The 25,914-nt window shown below is 64.7% G+C and carries 25 protein-coding genes; 6 read left to right on the top strand and 19 right to left on the bottom strand.

Annotated features, from left to right (window positions below; all coding sequences use genetic code 11):
• Nucleotides 1–37 precede the first annotated feature (37 nt).
• A complete protein-coding gene (locus L8U58_RS07430; protein WP_420839864.1) occupies nucleotides 38–1,396 on the top strand; it encodes a DUF4921 family protein in 1,359 nt (452 codons plus the stop codon).
• A 42-nt stretch (nucleotides 1,397–1,438) separates the two neighbouring features.
• On the top strand, nucleotides 1,439–2,683 hold the full coding sequence (locus tag L8U58_RS07425; protein WP_070550991.1) for an amidohydrolase: 1,245 nt from the start codon (nucleotides 1,439–1,441) through the stop codon (nucleotides 2,681–2,683).
• Here the strand turns inward: L8U58_RS07425 and pyk are convergent.
• The 16 genes from pyk to hisD form a co-directional block, all read right to left on the bottom strand.
• Nucleotides 2,665–4,083, bottom strand: coding sequence for a pyruvate kinase (pyk, locus tag L8U58_RS07420; RefSeq protein ID WP_051891442.1), 1,419 nt, complete (start codon nucleotides 4,081–4,083; stop codon nucleotides 2,665–2,667). The genes L8U58_RS07425 and pyk overlap by 19 nt on opposite strands.
• A gap of 40 nt (nucleotides 4,084–4,123) precedes the next feature.
• Nucleotides 4,124–4,975: a prolipoprotein diacylglyceryl transferase gene (gene lgt / locus L8U58_RS07415; RefSeq protein WP_043012195.1), complete on the bottom strand. Its 852-nt coding sequence runs from the start codon at nucleotides 4,973–4,975 to the stop codon at nucleotides 4,124–4,126.
• Entirely contained in the window at nucleotides 4,972–5,742 is a 771-nt protein-coding gene (gene trpA / locus L8U58_RS07410; protein ID WP_034969970.1) for a tryptophan synthase subunit alpha, read from the bottom strand. The genes lgt and trpA overlap by 4 nt, the downstream gene beginning before the upstream one ends.
• A gap of 3 nt (nucleotides 5,743–5,745) precedes the next feature.
• Entirely contained in the window at nucleotides 5,746–7,035 is a 1,290-nt protein-coding gene (trpB, locus tag L8U58_RS07405; protein WP_034969984.1) for a tryptophan synthase subunit beta, read from the bottom strand.
• Between the two features lie 18 nt (nucleotides 7,036–7,053).
• The gene (gene trpC / locus L8U58_RS07400; protein WP_034969988.1) at nucleotides 7,054–7,863 is read right to left on the bottom strand and encodes an indole-3-glycerol phosphate synthase TrpC; all 810 of its coding nucleotides are present in this window, start codon (nucleotides 7,861–7,863) and stop codon (nucleotides 7,054–7,056) included.
• A gap of 19 nt (nucleotides 7,864–7,882) precedes the next feature.
• The gene (locus L8U58_RS07395) at nucleotides 7,883–8,572 is read right to left on the bottom strand and encodes a TIGR02234 family membrane protein (protein WP_051873954.1); all 690 of its coding nucleotides are present in this window, start codon (nucleotides 8,570–8,572) and stop codon (nucleotides 7,883–7,885) included.
• Nucleotides 8,569–10,140, bottom strand: coding sequence for an anthranilate synthase component I (locus L8U58_RS07390; RefSeq protein ID WP_269955036.1), 1,572 nt, complete (start codon nucleotides 10,138–10,140; stop codon nucleotides 8,569–8,571). Before L8U58_RS07390 ends, L8U58_RS07395 begins: the two co-directional genes overlap by 4 nt.
• A gap of 1 nt (nucleotide 10,141) precedes the next feature.
• Nucleotides 10,142–10,513 (bottom strand): phosphoribosyl-AMP cyclohydrolase, encoded by a 372-nt coding sequence (gene hisI, locus L8U58_RS07385; RefSeq protein ID WP_034980725.1) that lies wholly within the window; start codon nucleotides 10,511–10,513, stop codon nucleotides 10,142–10,144.
• A complete protein-coding gene (gene hisF / locus L8U58_RS07380) occupies nucleotides 10,510–11,292 on the bottom strand; it encodes an imidazole glycerol phosphate synthase subunit HisF (protein ID WP_034991778.1) in 783 nt (260 codons plus the stop codon). Before hisF ends, hisI begins: the two co-directional genes overlap by 4 nt.
• Nucleotides 11,289–12,266 (bottom strand): inositol monophosphatase family protein, encoded by a 978-nt coding sequence (locus L8U58_RS07375; RefSeq protein ID WP_269955035.1) that lies wholly within the window; start codon nucleotides 12,264–12,266, stop codon nucleotides 11,289–11,291. Before L8U58_RS07375 ends, hisF begins: the two co-directional genes overlap by 4 nt.
• A complete protein-coding gene (gene priA / locus L8U58_RS07370; RefSeq protein WP_034972127.1) occupies nucleotides 12,266–13,030 on the bottom strand; it encodes a bifunctional 1-(5-phosphoribosyl)-5-((5-phosphoribosylamino)methylideneamino)imidazole-4-carboxamide isomerase/phosphoribosylanthranilate isomerase PriA in 765 nt (254 codons plus the stop codon). Before priA ends, L8U58_RS07375 begins: the two co-directional genes overlap by 1 nt.
• A gap of 68 nt (nucleotides 13,031–13,098) precedes the next feature.
• Nucleotides 13,099–13,854 carry an imidazole glycerol phosphate synthase subunit HisH gene (gene hisH / locus L8U58_RS07365; RefSeq protein WP_034977403.1) on the bottom strand — a complete coding sequence of 252 codons (756 nt, stop codon included), beginning with the start codon at nucleotides 13,852–13,854 and terminating at the stop codon, nucleotides 13,099–13,101.
• An 11-nt stretch (nucleotides 13,855–13,865) separates the two neighbouring features.
• Nucleotides 13,866–15,215 carry an MFS transporter gene (locus tag L8U58_RS07360; RefSeq protein ID WP_034970007.1) on the bottom strand — a complete coding sequence of 450 codons (1,350 nt, stop codon included), beginning with the start codon at nucleotides 15,213–15,215 and terminating at the stop codon, nucleotides 13,866–13,868.
• Nucleotides 15,215–15,829 (bottom strand): imidazoleglycerol-phosphate dehydratase HisB, encoded by a 615-nt coding sequence (gene hisB, locus L8U58_RS07355; RefSeq protein WP_034977400.1) that lies wholly within the window; start codon nucleotides 15,827–15,829, stop codon nucleotides 15,215–15,217. The genes L8U58_RS07360 and hisB overlap by 1 nt, the downstream gene beginning before the upstream one ends.
• Before the next feature lie 57 nt (nucleotides 15,830–15,886).
• On the bottom strand, nucleotides 15,887–17,002 hold the full coding sequence (locus tag L8U58_RS07350; RefSeq protein ID WP_269955034.1) for a histidinol-phosphate transaminase: 1,116 nt from the start codon (nucleotides 17,000–17,002) through the stop codon (nucleotides 15,887–15,889).
• Nucleotides 17,003–17,007: 5 nt separating this feature from the next.
• Complete coding sequence (gene hisD / locus L8U58_RS07345) at nucleotides 17,008–18,345, bottom strand: histidinol dehydrogenase (RefSeq protein ID WP_034980720.1); 1,338 nt, start codon at nucleotides 18,343–18,345, stop codon at nucleotides 17,008–17,010.
• Nucleotides 18,346–18,401: 56 nt separating this feature from the next.
• On the opposite strand from hisD, the gene L8U58_RS07340 reads away from it, so the two are divergent.
• Nucleotides 18,402–19,655, top strand: a complete 1,254-nt coding sequence (locus L8U58_RS07340) for a hypothetical protein (protein WP_269955033.1) — start codon at nucleotides 18,402–18,404, stop codon at nucleotides 19,653–19,655.
• A 13-nt stretch (nucleotides 19,656–19,668) separates the two neighbouring features.
• On the opposite strand, the gene nadC is transcribed toward L8U58_RS07340, so the two are convergent.
• The 3 genes from nadC to L8U58_RS07325 are packed head-to-tail and all read right to left on the bottom strand — an operon-like array spanning nucleotide 19,669 to nucleotide 22,307.
• A complete protein-coding gene (gene nadC / locus L8U58_RS07335) occupies nucleotides 19,669–20,679 on the bottom strand; it encodes a carboxylating nicotinate-nucleotide diphosphorylase (protein WP_269955032.1) in 1,011 nt (336 codons plus the stop codon).
• On the bottom strand, nucleotides 20,679–21,695 hold the full coding sequence (gene nadA / locus L8U58_RS07330) for a quinolinate synthase NadA (RefSeq protein ID WP_420839863.1): 1,017 nt from the start codon (nucleotides 21,693–21,695) through the stop codon (nucleotides 20,679–20,681). Before nadA ends, nadC begins: the two co-directional genes overlap by 1 nt.
• A gap of 48 nt (nucleotides 21,696–21,743) precedes the next feature.
• A complete protein-coding gene (locus tag L8U58_RS07325) occupies nucleotides 21,744–22,307 on the bottom strand; it encodes a hypothetical protein (protein ID WP_269955031.1) in 564 nt (187 codons plus the stop codon).
• A gap of 67 nt (nucleotides 22,308–22,374) precedes the next feature.
• On the opposite strand from L8U58_RS07325, the gene L8U58_RS07320 reads away from it, so the two are divergent.
• From L8U58_RS07320 to L8U58_RS07310, 3 genes are read left to right on the top strand one after another with little or no spacing between them, the layout of a single operon-like run.
• The gene (locus tag L8U58_RS07320) at nucleotides 22,375–22,923 is read left to right on the top strand and encodes a TetR family transcriptional regulator (protein ID WP_192816855.1); all 549 of its coding nucleotides are present in this window, start codon (nucleotides 22,375–22,377) and stop codon (nucleotides 22,921–22,923) included.
• A gap of 10 nt (nucleotides 22,924–22,933) precedes the next feature.
• Nucleotides 22,934–25,138, top strand: coding sequence for a glycogen debranching protein GlgX (gene glgX / locus L8U58_RS07315; protein ID WP_269955030.1), 2,205 nt, complete (start codon nucleotides 22,934–22,936; stop codon nucleotides 25,136–25,138).
• A gap of 2 nt (nucleotides 25,139–25,140) precedes the next feature.
• Nucleotides 25,141–25,896, top strand: coding sequence for a BRCT domain-containing protein (locus L8U58_RS07310; RefSeq protein WP_269955029.1), 756 nt, complete (start codon nucleotides 25,141–25,143; stop codon nucleotides 25,894–25,896).
• Nucleotides 25,897–25,914: the final 18 nt, after the last annotated feature.

Raw genomic sequence — 25,914 nt, 5'->3', positions numbered from 1 at the left:
TGATCGGCGGAATAGGAAAACGACTAAACTGTGTGCCGTGATTGGTTCCCATGCTTCGCACCCAGCGCCCGTGCCACCCCTAACCACCCTGCCGGACGGGACGATCAAACAGGTCAATCCGTTTTCCGGCACCGAAGTGTGGACAGTCCCGGGCCGCGGCAACCGCCCCATCGCCGAGCACCGGCCGGAGGTCCGCACCGTAGGCGACCGCGACTCCGCCACCGCATTCGGGCTGAATCGCAAGCTGGATACCCCACCGGAAAAAGCCCGCCTGGTGCTGGACGAAGACGGCAAGGCCCACATCCTGCGAGGTCTGCCCGTCAGCAAGCTGGAAGACACCGAGCCGCTATTCCGCCGCGTGGCCAACCTCTTCGAGATCCTGACCTACGACTACTGGCTCATGAACTACGGCTACCGCATGAACCCCGCAGCGGCGAAGCACATGACCGACTACCTTGCCGAAGAAGCCGGCCAAGACCACGTAGAGCAGATACTGCGCGCCAAGTGGTCCGCCGGTGGCATGACTCGGGAAGAACTCGACGAGCTCTTCTCCCCCGACAACCGCCTACAGACCCTCTACGAAAAGAGCACCGGCCTCTTCGCCGGCGGCCACGACGTGATCATCGCCCGCGACCACTACATCCCCGGCGCCGACACCACCGACCAGCTGGCCTCCAGTGGCACGCTCGGCTGGGAAAACCACCGTCACTTCATCGCCTTCACCGTCGACGGCATGGATCACCTCTACCGCGCCAACCGCTACGTGCGCTACGTTGCCGCCTTCCAGAACTGGCTAGCCCCCGCGGGCGCCAGCTTCGAGCACCTCCACAAGCAACTCGTCGCCATCGACGAGCACGGCCTGCAGAACGAACTCGAAATCGCCCAGGTCCGCGCTAACCCGAACATGTACAACGAATGGGCTGTGGACTACGCTGCCCGCCACAACCTCGTCTTCGCCGAGAACGACCACGCCATCGCCTTCGCAGGCTTCGGGCACCGTTGGCCGACCCTCGAGGTTTTCTCCAAGTCCGCCACGACCGAACCTTGGCTGATGTCGGACGCCGAACGCGATGCCGTCTCGGATTTGGTTCACGCCTGCCACGTCGCCGCCGGGCCACACGTCTCCTGCAACGAAGAGTGGCTGCACCGTCCCCTCGACGTTGACGTGCCCATGCCCTGGCGCATCGTGATTAAGTGGCGCGTGTCCACCATGGCTGGATTCGAAGGCGGCACGAAGATCTACATCAACACCATCTCCCCCGCCGACCTGCGCGACCGGGTTCTCAATGCCCTGTACACCGCCCAAGAGGAAGGCCTGCTCGCCCCAGGGATCCGTCTCGGCGACGACAGCGCCACTCGCCCCAACATGCTGAAGTACAACCCAGCGATCCGTTAAGCGGAGACGTAGGCGTCAATAAGAAAGAAAGAGAGCACCGCAATGAGCAACGAAGCGGCAACAGCGAACATCGCCGAGTTCATTTCGAACCACGGTGTCGACCTCAGCTGGCAGGACAGCTTCTACCAGTGGATGCACGAGAACCCCGAGCTGTCGCTGCAGGAAGAGCAGACGGCGAAGCACATCACCGCGCGGCTGGCGCAGATGGACTGCGAGGTCACGACGGGCATCGGCGGCCATGGCATCACGGCGGTGTTCCGCAATCCGGGGAGCGCCGAAATCAAGGCTGACGAGCCGACCGTGCTGATGCGCGCCGACTTTGATGCCCTGCCCGTGCAGGAAATCACGGGCCTGCCCTATGCGTCCAAGAACGACGGCGTAATGCACGCGTGTGGCCACGATATGCATGCCACGGCGCTGATGGGGCTGTGCGCCGTCCTGGACGAACGTCGCGACGCGTGGCACGGCACCTTCATTGCGCTGTTCCAGCCCGCGGAGGAAGTAACCGCCGGCGCCAGCAACATGATCAACGATGGCCTGGCTGACAAGATCCCCACCCCCGATGTGTGCTTGGGCCAGCACATTCTGCCTGGTCGGCTCGGCACTGTGATGTCGGCGCCCGGCCCGGTTTTGGCGGCGTGCGACACGATCACCATCACTCTGCACGGTAAGTCTTCCCACGGTTCGAGCCCGCAGGATTCCATCGATCCGACGTTCCTCGCCGCGATGATTGTGGTGCGCCTGCAGGGCATCGTCGGCCGCGAGGTTGCGCCGTCCGATTTCGCCGTCATCACCGTCGGCACGCTATCGGCCGGGCACACGAACAACACGATCCCCGACACGGCAACTTTGGTTCTGAACTGCCGTTTCTACGACACTGACGTGCGCGACAAGACCTACGCCGCGATCGAGCGGGTCGTCCGCGCCGAGTGCGATGCCTCTGGCTGTGAGGTCCCACCCGAGTTTGTTTACTCCGCCCACGGCGAGCTGACCGACAACTCGCCCAGCACGTTCGAGCACGTTCGCCCCGTGTTCGATGCGGTTTTCGGGGAAGATTCTATTGACGCCGAACCGTGGACCGCTTCCGAGGATTTCTCAGAGATACCGCGTCATTTCAAGGTGCCGTACTTGTTCTGGACGATTGGCACCACGGACCCTGAACTGTGGAATTCCGGCGAACCGGTGCCCGGCAACCACCATGGTGCCTTCGCGCCGAGCATTGAGGCGCTGGGCACTTCCACGGACGCGGCGTTGGCCGCGACCTTGAGTTACCTCTTCCGTTCCTGACCCAGCAGGTGCACCTGGATCATGTTGGTGTTGCCGGAGATCCCGGGCGGGGAGCCGGCGACGACGACCATCATGTCGTCGTACTTGTACTCCGGCATGGCCAGCAGGTGGTGGTCGACGGTGTCCATCATTTCGTCGGTGGACTTCACGTCTTCGATGAGGAATGTCTCCACGCCCCACGTCAGCGCCAGCTGCGAGCGCACGGCCTGCGACGGGGTGAACACCAGCAGCGGCAAGTGCGAACGTAGGCGCGCCACGCGTTTGGCAGTATCGCCGGAGGACGTGAAGGCCACGAGTGCCTTCGCGTTGAGGCGCTCGCCGATATCCTTGGCTGCGTAAGAGATCACGCCACGGCGGGTGCGCGGGCGGTGCGTCAGCGGCGGTACTTCACCGTCCACTTCGGCGGCGCGCACGATACGGGCCATGGTCTCTACTGTGGTGATCGGGTGCTTGCCCACGGAGGTTTCGCCGGAGAGCATCACCGCATCCGCACCGTCGAGCACGGCGTTGGCCACGTCGGAGGCCTCGGCGCGCGTCGGGCGGGAGTTCTCGATCATGGAGTCCAGCATCTGCGTCGCCACGATCACCGGCTTGGCGTTCTCGCGGGCGATCTGGATGGCGCGCTTCTGTACCAGTGGCACGTCCTCCAGCGGTACTTCTACGCCCAGGTCACCACGGGCAACCATGATGGCATCGAAGGCCAGGATGACGGGCTCCAGCGCGTCGACGGCTTCCGGCTTCTCTAGCTTGGCGATCACCGGCACGCGGCGGCCAACTTCGTCCATGATGTCGCGCACCAGCTCCACGTCGGAGGGGCTGCGGACGAAGGACAGGGCAATGAAGTCCACGCCCAGCTGCAGGGCGAAGCGAAGATCCTCGGTGTCCTTCTCGCTCAGCGCCGGCACGGAGATGTTCATACCCGGCAGGGACACACCCTTGTTGTTGGAAACCGGGCCACCCTCGGTGACCTCGCACACGACGTCGTTGCCGTCGACTTCCTTACACACCAGCGCGATCTTGCCATCGTCGACCAGCAGCCGGTCGCCGGGGCGTGCGTCGCGAGCCAGACCCTTGTAGGTCGTGGACACGCGATCGTGCGTGCCCTGCACGTCGTCGACGGTAATGCGCACGGTTTCGCCGGTTGCCCATACGGTTGCGCCCTCGGCGAAGCGTCCCAGGCGGATCTTCGGTCCTTGCAGGTCGGCCAGCACACCGACGGCCTTGCCGGACTCGTCGGTCGCCTCTCGAACCCAGTTGTAGTTCTGCTCGTGATCAGCGTGCTCGCCGTGGGAGAAGTTCAGGCGCGCAACGTTCATTCCTGCGTCTACGAGCCCGCGGATCTGCTCTTTCGAGGCGACCGCGGGACCCAGGGTGCATACAATCTTGGTTCTTCTATTCACGAGTTCGAGGATAGCCCTGCGCCGTTGTCCTCGCTACTTCTTAGGAAGTGACGCCCTCTCGCTTGCGTTCCTTGATTGTCCACCAGACGAACAGCGCTGTCGCAGCGAGGAACACCACTGCCGAAACCACGACGTTGATGCGTATATCCCCGAAGACAGTGGTGGCTGCATCGGTGCGGATGTTTTCGATGAAGAAGCGCCCGAAGGTGTACCCCATGACGTAGAGGGTGAACAGCCTGCCCCCGCTGACCCGCCAGTGGCGCTCGGCGATGAGCACCAGCGCAACGACGAGCAGGTTCCACAGCAGTTCGTAAAGGAACGTCGGCTGTACCGTGGCCAGCACTTCGCCGGTGGAGTGTCCGGTGACTGGTGCGGAATAGCCGTTTTCATCCACGCGACGGTAGATTTCCAGGGCCCAGGGGGAATCGCTTGGCCCTCCGTAGAGCTCTTGGTTGAACCAGTTGCCCAGGCGCCCGATGGCCTGCGCCAGCGGGATCGTGGGAGCCGCGGCGGCGGCGAAGGTGCCTAGTGGCAGCTTCTTCGCCTTGAAGAGCAACCACACGGCCAGGGAGCCGAGCACGATTCCGCCCCAGATTCCCAATCCTCCGTTGGTGATGTTGAAGACCTGCGTTGGGTCTTTCCCCTCGCCGAAGTACTTATCGTGGTCGGTGATCACGTGGTAGAGCCGGGCGCCGATAATGCCCGCGGGCACGGCAACCAGCAGCGCGTCGACGGCCACTTCCGGGTCGCCGCCGAGCTTGGCGTAGCGCCGGCGCGTCCAGAAGTAGGCCACGATCACGCCAGTGAGGATGCACAGCGCGTAAGCGCGGATGGGGATGGGGCCTAGCTCCCATACCCCTTGGGGCGGCGATGGAATGGCCGCCGCGATCATGCGCGAACGCTCCGTGCCAGCTCGGCGGCCAACTCGCCCAGCTTGCCTTCGGCAGCGGCCTGGATGAGGGCGGAGCCGACGATCACGCCGTCAGCGTAGGAGGCGATGTTCGCCGCATGTTCCCCTGTCTTCACGCCCAGCCCCACTGCCACCGGCAGATCCGTGGCTTCGCGGACGCGGGCGACGAGTTCCTCGGCGGAGTGCGAGACTTCATCCTGTGCCCCCGTTACTCCCATGTGGGACGCAGCGTAGATGAAGCCGTCGGCGGCGTCCACAGTTAGGGCCATACGCTCGGGCGTGGTAGACGGCGCAACAAGATAGACCGGCGACAGGTCGTTGGCCTTGCAGGCCTCCGCCCAGCGCTCGGCTTCCTCCGGCAGCAGATCCGGAATGATGGATCCCAATCCCCCGGCGGCGGCCAGGTCGGCGGCGAACTTTTCCGGGCCGTACTGCAGCACGGGGTTCCAATAGGACATGATGACGGCCTGGCCGCCGGCCTCAGTGACGGCGCGGACCACGTCGAGAGTGTCTCTCACGCGGAAGCCATTAGCCAGCGCCTCGTCGGCGGCAGCTTGGATGGTGGGGCCGTCCATCATCGGATCGGTGAATGGAATGCCCACCTCAATCAGGTCGGCGTGCTGTGCCAGCTCCGTGACCAGTTCCTTGGACTTAGCTACCGTGGGATAGCCGGCCGGGAAGTAGGCCACGAGTGCGGCCCGCCCCTCGGCGCGCGCGTCGGTGAAAATCTGTGAAAGTCGGGAGGTCATGGGTTAGCTGTCCTTCTTGCTCGTTTGGCCCAGCATGTCGAACCACTTCGCAGCCGTCGTTACGTCCTTGTCGCCGCGGCCGGAGACGTTGACGATCAGCGTTGCTCCTGGCTTCTCGGCGGCAACCTTGACTGCGGCGGCCACGGCGTGGGAGGACTCGATGGCGGGGATGATGCCCTCCAGGCGGGTCAGCTGTTGGAAACCTTCCATGGCCTCCGCGTCGGTGATGGGCAGGTAGCGGGCGCGCCCCTCGGCGTGCAGCTTGGAGTGCTCCGGCCCCACGCCCGGGTAGTCCAGACCAGCAGAAATGGAGTGCGATTCGATGATCTGCCCGTCCTCGTCCTGCATCAGGTCTGCGTATGCACCTTGGAACACGCCCTGCATTCCCAGGGTGATCGGCGCAGCGTGGCGACCGGTCTCCATACCGTCGCCCGCAGCCTCGGCACCGATGATGTCCACGCCCTCGTCCTCGATGAACGGGTGGAAAAGACCAATTGCGTTGGAGCCACCGCCCACGCAGGCGATGACTGCGTCGGGCAACTTGCCGGTCTCTGCCAGCAGCTGCTGGCGCGCCTCCACGCCGATTACGCGCTGCAGATCGCGCACCATCTGTGGGAATGGGTGCGGGCCGGCGGCGGTACCGAAGCAGTAGTAGGTGTCATCAGCGTTGGATACCCAGTAGCGCATGGCCTCGTTGATGGCGTCCTTGAGGGTGCGGGAGCCGATCTGCACCACTTCCACGTGGGCACCCAGCAGGCGCATGCGGGCGATGTTCAGGGCCTGGCGTTCGGCGTCCACAGCCCCCATGTAGATCCGGCACTCAATACCGAGCAGAGCACAAGCCGTCGCCGTGGCCACGCCGTGCTGTCCCGCGCCGGTCTCCGCGATCACGCGGGTCTTGCCCATGCGCTTTGCCAGCAACACCTGGCCGAGCACGTTGTTGATCTTGTGGGAGCCGGTGTGGTTCAGGTCCTCGCGCTTCAGCCACACGTGCGCACCCACAGCCTCGGAGAAGCGCGCGGCGTAGTACAGCGGCGACGGGCGCCCCGTGTAGGTGCGATGCAGCTCGTCGAGTTGATCCAGGTAAGCCTGGTCAGAGCGCGCCTTCGCCCAAGCATCGGTGATCTCCTCGATAACGGCCATGAGGGCTTCCGGGACGTAGCGGCCACCGAACTCCCCCCAATGTCCGCGCTCGTCGGGTTCGTGGTGGGTGGCGGTGCCCAGAATCTCGCCTACCGTCGGCAGGCGCTTGCCCTGCGCGTCGGCGTTCTTGGAGGTCTTTTCGGTAGTCACAGTGTCACATGCTATCGGTTAGGAACTCTTCTGTGGGCAAGCGGGGTGTTTCCCGGCTGCTGCGAGGTCCCGGCACGCCTGTGCGGGGTTACCTGCGGTGACCAGCCCCTCGCCGACAAGCACTGCGTCCGCGCCCGCTGCGGCATAGGCGTTGAGGTCGTTTTTATTCTTGACGCCCGATTCTGCGATCTTCACGACGCCGTCCGGAAGCAGCGGGGCGATCTTGCCGAACACTTCCGGGTCAACGTCCAGGGTCTTGAGGTTTCGGGCGTTAACGCCGATCACCTTCGAACCGGCCGCGACGGCGCGTTCTGCTTCCTCTGCGGTGTGTACTTCCACAAGAGCAGTCATGCCCAGGGTCTCGACGCGATCCAGCAGGGATTCCAACCGCTGCTGTTCGAGGGCGGCGACGATCAGCAGCACAATGTCAGCGCCGTGGGCGCGGGCTTCGTGGATTTGGTAGGGGTTGACGATGAAGTCTTTGCGCAGCAGGGGAATATTCACGGCGCTGCGCACTGCGTCGAAGTCGGCGAGTGAGCCTTTGAACCGGCGCTCTTCGGTGAGGCAGCTGATGGCCGTCGCGCCATTATCCTCGTAGGCCTTGGCGAGAACCTCAGGCTCGGCGATGTCGGCGAGGTGGCCCTTGGAGGGGCTGGCACGCTTCACTTCAGCAATGAGGCTGACCCCTGGGGCGGCCAGCGCAGCGTGGGCATCCATTGCCGGAGGGGCGTCCAGCGACATGGCCTTGATTTCCTTATAGGGAATCTTGGCTTCGCGCTCGGCCTGGTCTTCGAGTACTCCGGCGATGATCTGGTCGAGAACAGTCATGTGTGTCACATTTCAAAGCTTATCGCCCGCGCTTGGTGCGGGAGAAATCGGATTCTTCGGTCGGATCCACCCCCGCATCCAGGGCATCCCACAGCACGCGAGTGGAGTCCGGATTCTCTGCGAGGTCTTCCTCTGCGTCCGCGCGGCGCACCTCCGGGGTTTCGTAGCGGCTGTGTCCCTTGGACTGCTCGCCCGGGCGCAGAATAAGGATCGCGCCGCCGACCACGCCGAGGGCGGCGGCGAGGAGCACTAGCACGATTCCCATCGTGTGCACTTCGCCGCTGACCACCTGTGCCCACTCGGAGATCTGCACCGGGTCGGATTCCTTCTGCGTGGCCGCCCCGCTGGATAGCAGGCTCTTGGCTCGCGCGAGGTCTACGTCGTTGCCCAGCAGCTGCACGGCACGGAAGCTGGCGGTGGCCGCCAGCGCTGCGATCACTACGCCCAGGATGCGTCGAACTATCGGCTGCACCGCGATCGACAGGATCAGCGAGGCCACCATCGCCAGCGCCAACGGCACCAACGCGGGATCCCACACGGAGCCCACGAGCTCCTTGGTCGAGGCTCCGGCCTTGTCGTCGTCGACGGCCACGGTCACGAACTTCAGGCGACTTGCGCCCCACAGCCCCGCGGCGCTCAGCACCACGCACAGCAGAGCGATCTGTCGGATGCGCTTGGCCTTCTGTGTTACGTCCTCTGCCTTGCTCACTGCTTCTCCCCTGCGTTCTTCATGGTCTCCGCCGCCGCTACTGCCCGCAGCACCGCCGCGGCCTTGTTGCGGGTTTCCAAGTCCTCAGCCTCGGGGTCCGAATCGGCAACGATTCCCCCGCCAGCCTGGACGTACACCGTGCCGTCCTTGTACAGCCCGGTGCGGATGGCGATGGACTGATCGGTGTTGCCGGAAAAATCGAAGTAACCGACCGTGCCGCCGTAGACCCCGCGGCGCGTGTCCTCCAGCTCGTCGATGATCTTCAGCGCCGAGGGCTTTGGCGCTCCCGACAGCGTGCCAGCCGGGAAGGTCGCGGTGAACGCATCCACCGCTGTCTTGCCCGGGGCCAGCTTGCCCGTCACACCGGAGACCAAGTGCATCACTGCGGAATAGCGCTCCACGTGCCTAAAGTCGTGCACCTCCACCGTGCCGGGTTTGCTCACGCGCCCCAGGTCGTTGCGCCCCAGATCCACCAGCATCAGGTGCTCCGAGTTCTCCTTCTCGTCATTGACCAGCTCGCGCTCGAAGGCGAAGTCCTGCTCCACCGTCTCGCCGCGCGGCCTGGATCCGGCAATCGGGAATGTCGTGACATCGCCATCCCGGACCTGCACCAGCGATTCCGGGGAGGAGCCGATGATGTGGAACGCTGTGGCGTCAAAACCCTCGGTAGGAACATTGACCAAGTACATGTAGGGCGAAGGGTTCGATACTCGCAGCATGCGATAGATATCGATCGGGTCAACGTCGGTATCCATCTCGAAGCGCTGCGACAGCACCACCTGGAAGGCATCGCCGGCCTTGATGTGCTCCTTGACCTTGCCGATGCGCTCGCGGTGGTCGTCGTAGGTGCGCTGCCTGCGGTAGTCGGGCGCAGGGTTGTCGTAGGTAGTGACGCCCCCCGCGTCGCCCGTGGCCAGCCGTTCCACCATGGTGCCTAGCCGTTCCACTGCCTCGTCGTAGGCCTCGTCCACGCGCTCGTCGGAGTTATCCCAGTTGATCACGCTGGCGATCAGCCAGATCGTTCCCTCGTGGTGATCGACGACGGCCATGTCCTCGACCAGCAGCTGCACCATGTCGGGAATATCCAGGTCGTCGGTGCAGGTGTCCGGCACGGATTCGATGTAGCGGATCATGTCGTAGCCCATGTATCCCACCAGGCCGCTGGTCAGCGGCGGTAGGCCCGGCATCGGAGCGGTCTGCAGGTGGGTCAGGGTGTTGCGGATCGCGTCCAGCGGATCGGTGCCCGCGGGGATGTCGACGGGCGGCTGGCCAATCCAGCGCGCAGCTCCGCCGTCCACGCTGCCCTTGGCCGTCAGCGCGCAGCGGGCGCCAGTGCCGATGAAGGAGTAGCGATCCCACGACTGGCCGTGCGCTGCCGATTCCAACAGGAACGTGCCGGGGCGGCCGTCGGCGAGTTTGCGGTAGGCCGACAGTGCGGTCTCTCCATCGGCGAGGACTTTGCGCACGACGGGCACCACGCGGTGCTTCGCCGCAAGCTCGCGGAAAGTGTCGCGGCTTGTCAGGTCGCCGACGGAATGGCTGGAAGTGTTGTCACCCATGGCTAACATGCTAGGCCAAGCGGTCGGCGTCGAAACAAGTGCGGTCGCCGGTGTGGCACGCAGCACCGGTCTGCTCGATCTTCAGCAGCACCGTGTCGCCGTCACAGTCCAGGCGCACCTCTTCGACGCGCTGGGTGTGGCCACTAGTTTCGCCTTTTATCCAATAGGACTGGCGGGATCGGGACCAGTAAGTGCCCTTCTTGGTGGCCAGGGTGTGGGCCAGGGCGTGGTCGTTCATCCACGCCATCATCAGCACATCGCCATTGGTGACGTCCTGGACGATAGCGGGTACGAGGCCGTCTGCGTTGAAGCGGACGCGCTCGGCGATGACTGGGTCTAGGTCGTAGGTTGCCGGATCTGTGTTGGGGTCTGTGCTGCTCACAGGCGCACCTCGTAGCCCGCGTCGGCCAGGGCCTGCTTGACTTCGCTGATCTCCACTTCTTGGAAGTGGAAGATAGAGGCAGCTAGTACCGCATCTGCGCCGGCTTCCACGGCGGGCGGGAAGTGCTCCGGGGCGCCTGCGCCACCGGAGGCGATGACCGGGATGGAGACGGCCTTGCGTACGGACTGCAGCATCTCGATATCGAAGCCGGCCTTGGTTCCGTCGCCATCCATGGAGTTCAGCAGGATCTCCCCCACGCCCAGTTCCTCGCCCTTGCGGGCCCAGTCGATGGCGTCCAGCCCAGCGGACTTGGTACCGCCGTGGGTGGTGACCTCGAAACCGGAGGGGTACTTGTCCGCCTCGGAGGGATCCTTCACGCGGCGGGCGTCCACCGATAGCACGATGCACTGCGCGCCGAAGCGCTGCGAAAGCTCCCGCAACAGCTCGGGGCGGGCGACGGCGGAAGAGTTGACGGAGACCTTGTCGGCTCCGGCGCGCAGCAAGGCGTCCACGTCTTCCTCGCTGCGTACTCCCCCGCCGACGGTCAGCGGGATAAATACCTGGTCTGCGGTGCGGCGGACGACGTCCAGCATGGTGCCACGGCCGTCCTTGGAGGCGGAAACGTCCAGGAAGGTCAACTCGTCAGCGCCGAGCGCGTCGTAGCGCTTCGCCAGCTCCACGGGATCACCCGCGTCGCGCAGACCCTCGAAGTTCACGCCCTTGACTACGCGGCCGTTGTCCACGTCCAAACAAGGGATGACGCGCACGGTAACGCTCATCGGATGCCTCCTCGATCGCGGATCTCCTGGGCGTTGCGGGCGGCTGTGCCGATCGGCACAGCCTGGATGTGCTGCAGGATGGTGGCGTGTACCTCTGGCTCGCCGGCGACCAGGCCGGACACGCCCGGGCGCCAGGGATTGCCCGCGAAGTCGGTGGCAATGCCGCCGTTTTCTTCCACCGCGAGGATGCCCGCAGCGTTGTCCCACAGGTTCGGGCTGAATGTCACCGTCCCGCCGAACACGCCGGCGGCGGTGAAGGCCAGGTCGATGCCCACCGAGCCGGTGACGCGCATGCGTGGGTAGGACTTGCCGATCTCGTTCAGCATGTCCTGGCGGTAGGAAATCGGCAGGTTACCGCGGCGCTGCGACAGGATAGAGCCGAAGCTGATCTGGGTCACGCCCGGGTCCGATGGCGGCATGGCCCGAGCCGGGTGCCCATCCACCAGCAGTCCCTCGCCACGTCGCGCGGTGATGCGCTTGCCCAGCAGCGGCATCTCGGTCACAGAAACCATGGTCTGCCCCTGGTGCACCAAGGAAACCAGGATGCAGGCAAAGGGGTTGCCCACCGCGTAGTTGGCCGTGCCGTCGATGGGGTCGACGACCCAGAAGGTCTCCGGCAGCTCTTGGTCCCCGGCTTCCAGGGATTTCCGTCGCGGGCCGTCCAGGCCGTCGGCCATCGCGTCGCTCGGGTTCGGCTCGGTGATATTCTCCCCCGGAACCTCACCGGGGCGGACCGTGCCGAACTCCTCGCCGTGCACGGGCAGGCCAGTGTATTGGGTCAACAGAGTGCGTAGCTGGCGCTCGACGGTCAGATCCGCCTCAGTGGCGAAATCACCGGGGGACTTGATGACCTCGGGCTCCGCGCCGACGGCTGCGGTGAAGGTCGTTTCCGCTTCGTCCACTGCAGCCTCGGCAATGGCCAGCAGCGAGCGGGTATCCAGCTCTTCTGGGGGGACTCCGTGGAAGACTGTCATTAGTTATCGACCCCGCTCGCGACTTCCAAGGCCTGCTCCAGGGTGAACTTGCCGGCGTACAGAGCCTTGCCCACAATCGCAGAATCCACGCCCTCGTTCACCACGGCGGTCAGCGCACGGATGTCATCCAGGCTGGAGATACCACCAGAGGCCACGACCGGCGCATCGGTAGCAGCCGCCACGTCGCGCAGCAGATCGATGTTCGGGCCGTTCAGCATGCCATCACGGCTGACGTCGGTGACCACGAGTCGGGACACTCCCTGGGAGTCCAGGCGCTCCAGCACCTCCCACAGCTCACCGCCGTCGGAGGTCCAGCCGCGACCGCGCAGGCGCCACTCGCCGTCAATCTCGCGGGTATCCAGGCCGATGGCGACCTTGTCGCCGTAGCGGGCGATAACAGACTCGCACCAGTCGGGGTCTTCCAGTGCGGCGGTGCCGATGTTCACCCGGCGGCAGCCGGTGGATAGGGCGCGCTCCAGCGACTCATCGTCGCGGATGCCGCCGCTCAGCTCAACGTTGACGTCCAGCTGGCCGGTGACTTCCTTGAGAAGCTCAAAGTTGCTGCCCCTACCGAACGCGGCGTCCAGATCCACCAGATGGATCCACTCCGCCCCCGCGTTCTGCCAGGCCAGGGCTGCCTCGATCGGCGCTCCGTAGCTGGTTTCCGTGCCCGCTGCGCCCTGTACTAGGCGGACGGCTTGGCCGTCGGCAACGTCGACGGCAGGAAGCAAGGTCAGGGCACGGGAGTTATCTGTAGAAGCCATAGGGAGAATCCTAACGCGTATAAACTTCGGCGACGTTTGAAACAGGGAAACTAGTGCTAGTTCTAGAGCTAAAGTGTCTCCACCCAGTTGCGCAGAAGGCGAATGCCCGCCTCCCCCGACTTCTCCGGGTGAAACTGCGTGGCCCACAACGGGCCGTTTTCCACGGCCGCCACGAAGCGGCTGCGTCCGTGAGTTGCCCAGTGCACCAGCGGGGGCTCCGTGCGTCCGTCGGTCATCAGCTCCCACTCCCGCACGCCGTAGGAGTGCACAAAGTAGAACCGCTCAGAATCCTCGATCCCGGCGAACATCTTCGACGGCTCGCTCGCCGCCGCGCCCAGAGCGCTGGCGGAGGATCCGTCGCCACGCTCTACCGTGTTCCACCCCATGTGCGGCAGCACGTCGGCATCCAGCTTTTCCACGGTGCCCGGCCATTCGCCCATACCTTCAGTAAAGGCACTTTCCCCATCCCCAGTACCAGTGCCGTCCCCAGCGCCTTCCCCAGAGCCTTCCGCGAACTCCACTCCCCGATCGAAAAGGATCTGCATGCCCACGCAGATGCCCAACACCGGGCGTCCTCCCGCCAAACGCTGGCCGATCAGGCGATCACCGTACACACTGTGCAGCTGCTTCATGCACGCGCTGTATGCCCCCACACCCGGCACCAGCAAGCCGTCGGCCCGCTGTACCACTTCCGGATCCTTCGTCACTTCTACCTCGGCGCCGGCTTTTTCTACGGCTCGCTGGGCAGAACGTACATTTCCGCTGCCGTAGTCCAGCAGGGCGACGTGTGGGCGTCGAGAAGAAAGAGAAGTCGAAGGAGTCATAACCAGTTAGTCTAGCCGGACTTACCCGGGCGCAATTCACGTCGGCGTACTCTACGCAGGGTCTCGCGGACATTGCCGTAGTCGGTTACGCGGTGACGCCCCACGATTCGGTCGAGGACAGCCACCACACAACCGAACGCGGCAACCGCCCCGGCCGCCACGAACGCACCCTGGTACGTCAGCGCTCCAGCAACGAAGCCCAGCAGGATCGCACCCGCTCCCGTGCCGCCGTCGAAGGTCATGTTCCACAATGCGGAAGCCTTGGCGGATTCCTCCCGGGGAAGGCGATCGAACAGCATCAACAGCGCCTCGGTCTGGTTAATGCCGAAGCCCGCACCGAACAGCGCGGCCGACAGCAACGACCATCCCAGTAGCAGCCCGCCACTGGGATGCACACCCAGCATCACCGCGGCGGATCCGAGGCCCACCACGCACAGAACCAAGCCCAGCGCGTTGAGGCGCCCCGGCTCGCCCACCCGGTCGGCGTACCAACCGCTGAACAGTCGCGAACCGATCTGCATCAGGCCCACCACGCTCAGCGCCAGGCCAGAGATCGTGGCGGCCACGCCAGCGTCGATCTCGCCCGCGGCAGGCGCCAGGAACGTGCTGAAAGAGGCAAAACCCACGGCCGCCGCACCGATGGACAGACCCGGCACCGTGGCCAGCTTCCACGTCGCCACGCGCGGGGCTGCCGGGGTGAAGTCCGCCTGTGCGGTCGCGTTAGCGGGAATGTCGGCCGCCACGCCGGGCGAATTCTCGCGCTCCACCTTCGGCAGGCGCAGCGCCGCCAACGCGCCGACGATCGAATACACCGCAGCCGCGGCACACGCCCAGGCCAGGCCGTAGCTGTCGTATAGCCACATGCCCAGCGGGAAGCTGATCAGCTGTGTCACACCCACCGTCGCGCCGAACACGCCAGACGACCGGCCCACCAGCCTGGGCGGCACCAGCTCTGCGATCAGCGCAGCCTCTGTCACCGTCACCGCGCCGAAGCCCACGCCACGCACCGCGGCGATCGCCAGCACCGTCACCGCCGACATGTCCGCAACATAAACCAGAGCCGGTAGTCCCAGCAGCAGACCCGCGCCGAACATCACCGGGGTGTAGCCCACTCCGCGCAGCAAGCGCGGAGTAAAGGCCTGCGTAAGAACAGTCGCGGCCATAAACACGCCCGTGGACAGGCCGGCCACGCTATCGGTTCCGCCCCCAGCGATCACGGCCATGGGGATGACCGGCAGAAGTAGCGCCCAACCACCGAAAGCACAGAAGACCGAGACCAGCGTGGCCTTCAGCCCGGGGGCCTGCCACACGGAATCGATCTTTTCTAGTTCTTCAATGCTCAGCGCCTTCGGGCGCGCCATTACAGCGTTCCCTTGGTCGATGGCACCCCACCTACGCGCGGGTCGTCCTCCACTGCGGCGCGTAGCGCGCGGGCCACGGCTTTAAACTCCGCTTCGGTGATGTGGTGCGGGTCGCGGCCGTACAGGCAGCGCACGTGCAGCGCGATGCGTGCGTTCAGCGCCAGCGTCTCGAAGAAGTGCTGGTTAATCACCGTGGCGTAGTGTCCGCCGATCACGGCGCTCAGCATCTGCTCCGGCTCCCCCACGCCCACGTAGTACGGACGACCGGATACGTCCACTGCCGCGTGCGCCAGAGTTTCGTCCATGGGGATGAAGGCATCGCCGAAGCGGCGGATGCCCGCCTTATCTCCCAGGGCCTGCGCCAGCGCCTGGCCCATGACGATGCCGGTGTCTTCCACGGTGTGGTGGGCGTCGATCTCCACGTCGCCGCGGGCGTGCACGGTCAGGTCAAAGGAGCCGTGCGCACCGAGGGCAGTCAGCATATGGTCAAAGAACGGCAGACCCGTATCGATGTCGGTCTTGCCGGTGCCGTCCAGGTTCCACTCAACCTGAATGTCCGATTCTTGGGTGGCGCGCTGGGCCTTCCCGATGCGCGGGGTGGGGTTCGTTGCCACGGTGTCTCTGTACCTACCTCTCCGTCTTTTGCTGTCTTTTCCTCTTGAAACGTCAGCCTAATCGTCCATCATCTGCGCCGCGGCGGCAAGAAAAGCGTCGTTTTCCTCCGGCAGTCCGACGGTCGCGCGCAGCCAGCCCGGCACGCCGACGTCGCGGATCAGCACTTCGCGGTCGAGGAAGCGCCGCCACACCGTGGGCGCGTCGCCTAACTTGTCGAAGTTGCCGAAGAACACAAAGTTGGAATGGGAATCAATGACGTCGAAGCCCAGCTCGCGCATCTCGGCGACAACCCGGTCGCGTTCCTCGCGCAGCTTCGCCACCGTCTGCAGCGTTGCCGCGGAGTGTTCCAGTGCCACCTCCGCCGCCGCCTGCGACAGGGTGGCCAGGTGGTATGGCAGGCGCACCAGCATCACAGCTTCGATGAAAGCCGGGTCGGCCACGAAGTACCCCAACCGTCCGCCGGCGAAGTCGAAGGCCTTGGACATGGTGCGAGAAACCACCAGCTTCGTCGGGTAGTCCTCTAGCAGTCCCACCGCTGAAGGCTCGTCGGAAAACTCCGCGTAGGCCTCGTCCACGATCACGATTCCGGGGGCTGCCTGCAGGATCCGTTCGATGTCGGCCAGGGGCGTGATGTTGCCGGTGGGATTGTTGGGGGTGGTGATAAACACCACGTCAGGGGCGTGTTCCGCGATGGCCGCGAGCGCCTCTTCAACATTAATCGCGAAGCGGTTCTCGGCACGACGCTCGACCGAAATGAACTCGGTCTGCGTACCTGCCGCCAGGATCGGGTGCATGGAGTAGCTCGGTACGAAACCCATCGCACTGCGCCCGGGTCCACCAAATGCCTGCAGGAGTTGCTGCAGTACCTCGTTGGAACCGTTGGCCGCCCATACCTGTTCTTTTGTGACGCCCACACCGGTCTGCTCGCTCACATAAGCCGCTAGGGCCGCGCGTAGCCCCACTGCGTCGCGGTCGGGGTAGCGGTTCAGCTGCTGGCCCAGCTCCGCCACGCGCCGGGCGATACCCTCGACGATCTCCTGCGACGGCGGATACGGGTTCTCGTTGGTGTTGAGCTGATTGGCAACATGCAGCTGCGGGGCGCCGTAAGCGGACTTGCCGCGCAGCTCCTCGCGCAGCGGCAGATCGGATAGCGAAATCTTCTGCTCGGTCATGGTTCTTAACCCTCCTCCGCGTTGATGCGTGCGCTGATGGCCTCGCCGTGCGCGGGCAGCCCCTCGGACTTCGACAGGGTAATCACCGTGTCGGCCACGCCCCGCAGGCCTTCTTCGTTGTAGTCGATGACGTGCACGGACTTCAGGAATGTCAGGGTGGACAGACCGGAGGAATGCCGGGCCGTGCCGGAGGTCGGCAGCACGTGGTTGGAGCCCGCTGCGTAGTCGCCCAGCGGCACCGGGCTGAAGCGACCGATGAAGATCGCACCTGCGTTAGTGATCTGTGCGGCTACCTCGTGGGAGTCCTTGGTGTGAATCTCCAGGTGCTCCGCCCCATAAGCGTTGGCCGCACGGATGCCCGCGGCGATGTCGTCGACCAACACCACACCGGACTGCTGCCCATTCAGTGCTTCTGCCACGCGCTCCGAGTTCTGGGTGATGTGGTAGCGCTCGTTCATCTCGGTCACCACTGCGTCGGCCAGCTTCTCGCTATCGGTGATTAACACGGAGGCCGCCATCGTGTCGTGCTCTGCCTGGCTAATCAGGTCGTAGGCGATCTCCACCGCATCGGCACTGTCGTCTGCGAGCACGGCGATCTCGGTCGGCCCTGCCTCGGAGTCGATGCCCACCACGGAACGGCACAGTCGCTTGGCCGCGGTGACGAAGATGTTGCCCGGGCCGGTCACCATATCCACCGGCTCCAGCTCCTCCCCACCGTCGGCAGTGGAACCGTGAGCCAGCAGTGCGACCGCTTGCGCGCCGCCGACAGCCCAGACCTCCTCCACACCCAGCAGCTTGCAGGCCGCCAGCACGGTCGGGTGTGGCCAGCCGCCCTCCTGGGGCGGGGAGGCCACCACGAGCGATTCCACTCCGGCCTCTTGGGCCGGCACGACGTTCATAATCACGCTCGACGGGTACACCGCGTTGCCGCCCGGCGCGTATAGGCCCACGCGCTGGACGGGGATGAAGCGCTCGGTCACAGTGCCACCCGGCGCGACCTCCACCTGCTTGTCGGCGGGGTGAATGGCGGAGTGGAATGCACGCACGCGCTCAATGGCATCCTCGAGTGCAGCGATGACGCCGTCGGCCAACGTCCCCACGGCGGCGTCAATAACCTCGGCAGGAACCCGCACCGAATCCGGGGTCACGCCATCGAAACGCTGCCCGATCTCCAGCGCCGCGCGCGCACCACCCGTACGCACCTGGTCGACGATGGGAGCGACGGTGGGAATCACCGCGTCTACGTCTGTCCCTCCACGGGGAAGTCGGCGGCGCAGCTCGGCGGTCGTTGGGGCCTGCCCACGCAGGTCGATCCGGCTAAAGTCCAGCTGGGCGAGGGTCATGGTGTACGCAGCTTCCTTCCGAGTGCTTCATTTAATGCTGGGCTAGAGTTTACGCCATGGCCCAGACACTCCTTTCACTGCTCCGTGACAGTCGCGCGGCCGCTGTTTCGGGGGCGCACGCTGCGACGAGTTGGCGCCTAGCCAGCGACTTCGCCCGGCAGTACTGGCTGGCCACCCCGGACGAGGTTCCGGACGAGCTGCGCGGCGAGTTCTACAGCATGCGGGCCAGCGCCGCGGACCACTTGGGCTTCGCCGACGAGGCGGTCGGCGCGCTACGCGACCTGCGGCATTGGGCGCGCAGCCACGACGATCACGCGCTGGCGCTGGAGGCCTTGGCTCTGCTGGCCCACCAGGCTCTCGGCCAGGAGGAAGACCCCACCGCCTTCGCCGAGCTGCACTCGCCGAGCGAAATGCTGGCACAGCTGGCGCAGGGGTTCGACGGCTTTCGCCCGCACCCGGATTCCCCCACCCTCGGCGAGGCGCCGCACATCACGCACCGCGACCTCGACCCAACTGTTGCCGATCGCCTGACTTCGGCGGCCACAACGGGCTTTGCGGTGGCTACGAACCTTTCTGGTTCTTTGGAGGATGACGCCACCGCGTGCGACTTCGCCGATACCTTCGCCAAACTTGTGCGCCGGTTCGGCCGGAAACCCCCGAGCGCGGCCGACCGGCAGCTGTGGTTCGCCCAAGAGGCCTGGTTCCGCGGGCGCCGCGAAGAGGCTTTCGAGCTGGTCACGGCACTGGTCGAGAGGCTGGAAGAAGGCGAGGAAGACCCTGTGCCGAGCGGTGGCGGCTCCGGCGCGCAAACAGTTTCGCTGTACGAGGCGCACGACATGCTGGCGCATTTCGAAATGTTCCGGGCGGCAGAGAGCGAAGCGAGTTCCCTTTTGTCCGTCGCCGATCACTGGAGAACCTGCATGGCGCTGGCAGGTGAACTCGACGCGGGAGTGATTGCGTTGCGCTGCGCGGGGTTGGCGGCGATGGCTCTGCTGGGCGAGGGATACCCCGGCGAGGCCTGGGAACTGGCCAACGCCGAGCTGGACGCCATCGCGGGCTGTCCCCTATCCCCCGCGGTGCTAAACCTGCGCTACACACTGGCGGAGGCCGCACTGAACTGCGGACTGTTTGAGGAAGCCCTGGCGAATGCGCGCCTGGTGGCGGAGTGGTCCGAGTTCAGCGCCGACGACGAGCGCACCATCGGCAGCTACACGATGGCGCTGGTGGCGGCCACAGAGCTGGGCCACGAAGCGATCGCCGCGGAGATCGACGAACGCCGCCTGGCCGCGCTGGAGCGGTGGGAATCTTGATAGGGTACGTGGCTTAATCCAGCCCGATGTCCAGCGCCTGCACGCTGTGGGTAAGGCCCCCAACGGCCACGGACTCCACGCCGGCAGCGGCGTAGTCCCCGGCGACGTCGAGCGTCAGCCCGCCGGAAGATTCCAACAGCACCTGCGGGGCCAGCTGGTTGCGCAGCTCCACTGCTTTGCGGGTATCTTCCACGCTGAAGTTATCCAGCAGCACCTGGGGCGGGTGGGGCCGATCAGTGGCCAGCAGCTCCGCGAGCTGGTTAAGGTTATCCACTTCGACTTCTACCCACGTGGTGGCGTCCTCCCCCAAGAAATCCCGCACCCGCGCATAGGCTTCGGCGGCACTCGACAGTTCGACGTGATTGTCCTTGACCATCACCTGGTCGCCCAGGTTGTAGCGGTGCGGGTAGCCACCGCCGTGCACGATCGCGCGCTTTTCCAGCATGCGCATGCCCGGCAAGGTCTTGCGGGAATCGCGCACCCGGCATCCGCGCGGGCTAGTGGCCGCAGCTTCCACCACGTCGACCCAGGCGCGGGTCTGCGTGGCGATGCCGGAGGCGTGGCTCAGAATGTTCAGCAGCGTGCGCTCCAGCATTAAGATGTGCTGGATCTTGCCTTCGACGCGGGCGACCTCGTCCCCCGCTTCCACCCGGTCTCCATCGGCCACCACCGCGGTGACGTCCACGTGCCGATCTGCGGCGACCTCCGCGACAATGTCCACTGCATCCAGACCACTAATAACACCCGACTGTCGAGCGCGCATGACCTTCACACCGGTCGCCTCGGCGGGCACGGTGGCCAAGGTGCTGACATCCGCACCATCACCGAAGTCCTCTTCCAGCGCTACTTTCGCCATGCGCAGGTACGCAGCCCTTATGCGGGAGGGATCGGTGAGTTGGTTCGGGTAAGGCAGTTCCGTTTCGCTGTGTTCGATGTCTCCGTGTTCGATGTCTCCGTGTTCGACTTCTCCGTGGTCGACTTCTCCGTGGTCGACTTCTCCGTGGTCGACTTCTCCGTGGTCCACTATTCCCCACTTCCCGGGTTGCCGATAGCGATCATGCGTTCCACGGACCGGCGCGCCGCCGCCGCGGTCTTTTCGTCCACCGTGACCTCGTCCTCGCCGAGCGCTAGGCAGCGCAGCAGCGCCGCCGGGGTGATCATCTTCATGTACGTGCAGGCTGCCCGGTCGTTGACGGCACGGAAGTCCACGCCCGGGGCTGCTTGCCGTAGCTGGTGCAGCATGCCGACCTCGGTAGCCACCAGAACGGTGGACTGGCTGGTTGTCTTCGCTTGTGTGATCATGTCGCCGGTAGACAGCATCTTCACCCGCTCGGGTTCCACAATGCCCTCCCCAGCCAGGTAGATCGCGGAGTTCGCGCAGCCACACTCCGGGTGGATAAACAGGTCGGCCGTCGGGTTGTCGTGCGCCTGCTGGCTTAACTCTTGCCCAGAGATCCCCGCATGCACGTGGCACTCGCCCGCCCAGACGTGGATGTTGTCCCTCCCGGTTTCGCGGCGCACGTGCGCGCCGAGGAACTGATCGGGCCCGAACAGCACCTCCTGATCCTCCGGCAGGCTGGCCACCACATCGACAGCATTGGAGCTGGTGCAGCAGATATCCGTCAATGCCTTCACGTCGGCGGTAGTGTTCACGTAGCTGACCACCACGGCCTCCGGGTGCTCGGCCTTCCACTCGCGCAGCTCGTCGGCCGTAAGGGAATCGGCCAGCGAACACCCCGCGGCGGCGTCCGGAATAAGAACGGTTTTCTCCGGCGACAGAATCTTCGCGGTCTCCGCCATAAAGTGCACTCCGCAGAAGACGATCACGTCGGCGTCCGTCTCCGCGGCAATGCGCGACAGCGCCAGAGAATCGCCGGTGTGGTCGGCAATGTCCTGGATCTCCGGCAGCTGATAATTGTGCGCCAGAATCAGCGCATTCTTCTCTTCCTTGAGGCGACGAACCTCCGTGGCCCACTCGTCGAGGGAGACTGTGTCCGGCATGTCCCACCGGCCATCCACGCGAGTGATGCTCTCTAACATGTTGCTCAGCATTCCATCCACGCTAGTACGAATGCTGAGCTAAAGGGGCTACTTCCCCTTTTCCCCTTTCCCTGCTCCTTCAAAGTCCTCCGGGTCGGCGAACGTTGCGCCCAGCCAGTACACAATCAGCGCCAACGCCGGGGCCACCACCAGCCCCACCGAGGGGTTAGCTACCTCCAGAAGCTGAATCACGTCCCCCGGCTGCGGGTCGGCAGGCACCGGGTCGGAGTGCAGCTTATCGGCCACCCACGCCCCCAGCGACCAGGTCGCTGTCGTACCCCAGAGCACCGCCAGTGTGGTCCACAGCATCATCAGCAGACCACGGATGCGAGTGCGATAAGCCCAGATGGCAATCGCAACGCCGCCCACAGTGGTCAGGCCAAGGTAGTAGACATAAGCCCGGAACGAGGCATCCTCCGTCCCCGGCACTGTGTCAGCGCTCCCGTGGGCCGTGACTTTCAGCTCTGATGTGGGGTGAATCGCGCCCCACACCACGCCCAGCAACAAAAACGTGACCAGCGTGACGAATAAGACCAGCGCTGCTTCCCCGATCGGTCGGGGGATTAACTGGCGCTGGTTCTTCTGGTCCAGCGCACCGTCACGAAACTTCATGTGGCTCACCCTACGGCAATCTAGTCCACTACTCTGGGACACTGTGCAGTTAAACCGCAAGAAAATCGTGAGCACCGCAGTCGACATCCTGCAGCAGTACGGCCTGGCCGACCTCACGATGCGGCGGCTCGCCCGCGCCCTCGACGTCGCGCCCGGCGCCCTGTACTGGCACTTCCCCAACAAGCAGGCCCTCCTCGGAGGCATTGCCGAGTCGATCCTCACCGCCGTGCCCGCCCGCCCCGGCAGTGCGGCCGATTATTGTTCTTTTCTTTTTGACGCCCTCACCTCCCTCCGCGATGGCGCCGAAATCACACTGGCAGCAGTGGCCAGCGACACGCTTGACAGAGAACTGGCGGTCGAGCTGGGCGCAGAACTGGCCACCGAGTTGAATGCCGGTGTAGTGGACGATGCCGTGGACGGTGCCGTGGACGTCACAGAGGCCGCTTCCAAGCTGCTCCTGCGTTTCGTATTCGGCTCCGCGCTGGAGCTGCAGGCGCGCCAGGGCGTGGCCTTGAGTCTGGGCACGGCAGAGGAAGATGCAGGAAGTTCCCACCGCCTAGCACGGGAGGATCTAGTGCTGGGAGTAGAAACAATATTGCGCGGTTTTAGCCGTTAGAATGGTGCACATGACTTTCGGACTGTCAGATAAAAGTGGATTGCGAGCGCCCGGCGAACCCCTGGTCGGGTGGCCTGGAAAGCCCTACCCTCTCGGCGCCACCTTTGACGGCAACGGCACCAACTTTGCCCTGTTCACCGAAGTAGCAGAAGCCGTGGAACTCTGCCTCTTCGATAGCCAGGGGGCGGAGACTCGGGTGAAGATGGAGGAAGTCGACGCGGACATCTGGCACTGCTACCTGCCCGGCATCGTCCCCGGCCAGCGCTACGGCTACCGAGTACACGGCCCGTGGGATCCGGCTCGTGGCTTGCGCTGCGACCCCTCGAAGCTGCTGATGGACCCCTATGGCAAGTCTTTCGACGGCGCCTACGACGGGCACCCTTCGCTGTTCAACTACGACATCAACGATCCTGATAATCCGGAGGCGCGCAACCAGGAGGATTCCGCGCCGCACTCGATGCGCTCGGTGGTTATCAACCCCTACTTCGACTGGCACAACGACCGTCGCCCGAACATCGAGATGCACAAGACCGTCATCTACGAAACCCATGTCAAGGGCCTGACGATGACGCACCCGGATGTCCCAGAGCACCTGCGTGGCACCTACGCCGGCCTGGGCCACCACTCGATCGTGGAGTACTTCAAGGATCTGGGCGTCACGGCCGTGGAGCTGATGCCGGTTCACCAGTTCATCCACGACGACCGCCTGCGGGAGCTGGGACTGCGCAACTACTGGGGCTACAACACCCTGGGCTTCTTCGCCCCGCACCGCGACTACGCGGCCTCCCCCAGCGCGGAGGGCGCGATTGCGGAATTCAAACAGATGGTGCGCAGCTACCATGACGCGGGCATCGAGGTGATCCTGGATGTGGTCTACAACCACACCAGCGAGGGCAACCACATGGGCCCCACCCAAAACTTCCGTGGTATCGACAACGCCGCCTACTACCGCCTGGTCGATGGCGACGAGGCCCACTACATGGACTACACGGGTACGGGTAACTCCCTGAACGTCCGCCACCCGCACACCCTGCAGCTGATCATGGATTCCCTGCGCTACTGGGTCACGGAAATGCACATCGACGGTTTCCGCTTCGACTTGGCCTCCACCCTGGCCCGCGAGTTCCACGACGTCGATCGCCTGTCCGCCTTCTTCGACCTGGTGCAGCAGGATCCCATCGTTAGCCAGGTCAAGCTCATCGCCGAGCCCTGGGACGTCGGGGAGGGTGGCTACCAGGTGGGTAACTTCCCGGCTCTGTGGAACGAGTGGAACGGTAAGTACCGCGATACGGTCCGCGATTTCTGGCGTGGCGAGCCCTCGACGTTGGGCGAGTTCGCCTCCCGTCTGACGGGCTCCTCCGACCTCTACACCGGTCGCCGCCCGACTGCGTCGATCAACTTCATCACCGCCCACGACGGATTCACACTCAACGACCTGGTCAGCTACAACGAGAAGCACAACTCCGACAATGGCGAGGACAACCGTGACGGTGAAAGCCACAACCGTTCCTGGAACTGTGGCGTGGAAGGCCCGACGGATGACGAGGAGATCCTGCAGCTGCGCGATAAGCAGCGCCGCAACTTCCTGACCACCCTCTTGCTCTCCCAGGGCACCCCGATGATTTCCCACGGTGATGAGATCGGCCGCACCCAGGGCGGCAACAACAACGTCTACTGTCAGGACAACGAAATCTCCTGGATGGACTGGGAAAACATGGACGAGGATCTGCACGCCTTCACGCGTTACCTCATCCACCTGCGCCAGGCGCACCCGGTGTTCCGCCGCCGTCGCTTCCTGGCCGGCGGCCCGCTGGGCCAGGACGTGGCGAAGCGCGACATCGCATGGCTCACCCCGGACGGCTCCCTGATGTCCGATTCCGATTGGAACGCGGACTTCGGAAAGTCGCTGATGGTTCACCTCAACGGCATGGCCATCGAGGAGCCGGATCCGCAGGGTCGCCCGGTGGAGGACGATTCCTTCATCTTCTGCTTCAACGCCCACCACGAGCCGATCACCTTCACCCTGCCGCGCCGCCACAACGTGATGCACGTCGAGCCGAGCGAGGAGGAAAGCTGGACCGTCGTCGTCGATACGGCAGAGCCGACCGGTGTGCCAGAGGAAACCCGCCGTTTCTCCGGTGGCGATACTCTAGAGATCGCCGCGCGGAGCACGGTGGTCCTGCAGCGCCCGATCACCACGGAGGTCAAGCTCTAAGCATGGCTTCCGGATCGTCCCCCTCCCCTGTGTCTTTCCCCGCCCGGGGCGCGACCGTCACGCTCTCCGAGCAGGAAATCCGGGTGACTCGCTCGCCGCTGAATTCCTCGCTGTACCCCGATGTTTCTCGCCGACCCGACGAGCTTATCGGCTGGTACAAGCAGGCGCCCGATGGCTGTTCGCCGGGGTATATCCAATTACTTTTTGACGCCGAACGCCCCCGCGTGAACTTCTCTCCCTCGCACGCGGACGAGTTCGCCGCCCTTGATCTGCAGCTCACGAATCTGCAGGCTGGGTACCCTCTGGAGGCCGGCCAGGAAAGCGCTGGCTCGAACACGGAGAACAGCGGAAGCGTCTCCGCCGCGGAGTGGGTCAGTTCCGCTGAATCCGCCGGTGGCGGGGACGAGGGGGCGTCACCAAGAAAGAAACAGAAGCGCTCCCCCGCGCCGTGGGCGAAGGTCGCTACCCCGGACGAAGTGCCGGAGGCGAACGAGGAAGCAGATATCGACGGCCCCATCTATGGGCAGACGGTGTGCGTGACCGGCGACGTGGAGCCCTATGACAAGGGCGAAGTGTGGGACATGATTGCCTCCCGCGGTGGCGTGGTGGCGAAGAACGTCACCAAGAAGACGACGATGTTGATCGTCGGCGAATGGCCAAGCGTGACCTCGAAGGAAAAGCGTGCCCGCGAGCTGCAAAGCAAGGGCCAGGTGCTGCAGATCATAGGGTTTGAGGAGTTCCTGCAGCTAATCAAGTAGGCAAGTAGCCTAGGAGGC

This window comes from Corynebacterium macclintockiae, assembly GCF_027570165.1.
GTDB classification, from domain to species: Bacteria; Actinomycetota; Actinomycetes; order Mycobacteriales; family Mycobacteriaceae; genus Corynebacterium; species Corynebacterium macclintockiae.
Note: the sequence above shows the minus strand (reverse complement) of the source record. Positions and strands in the feature narration are given on the sequence as shown.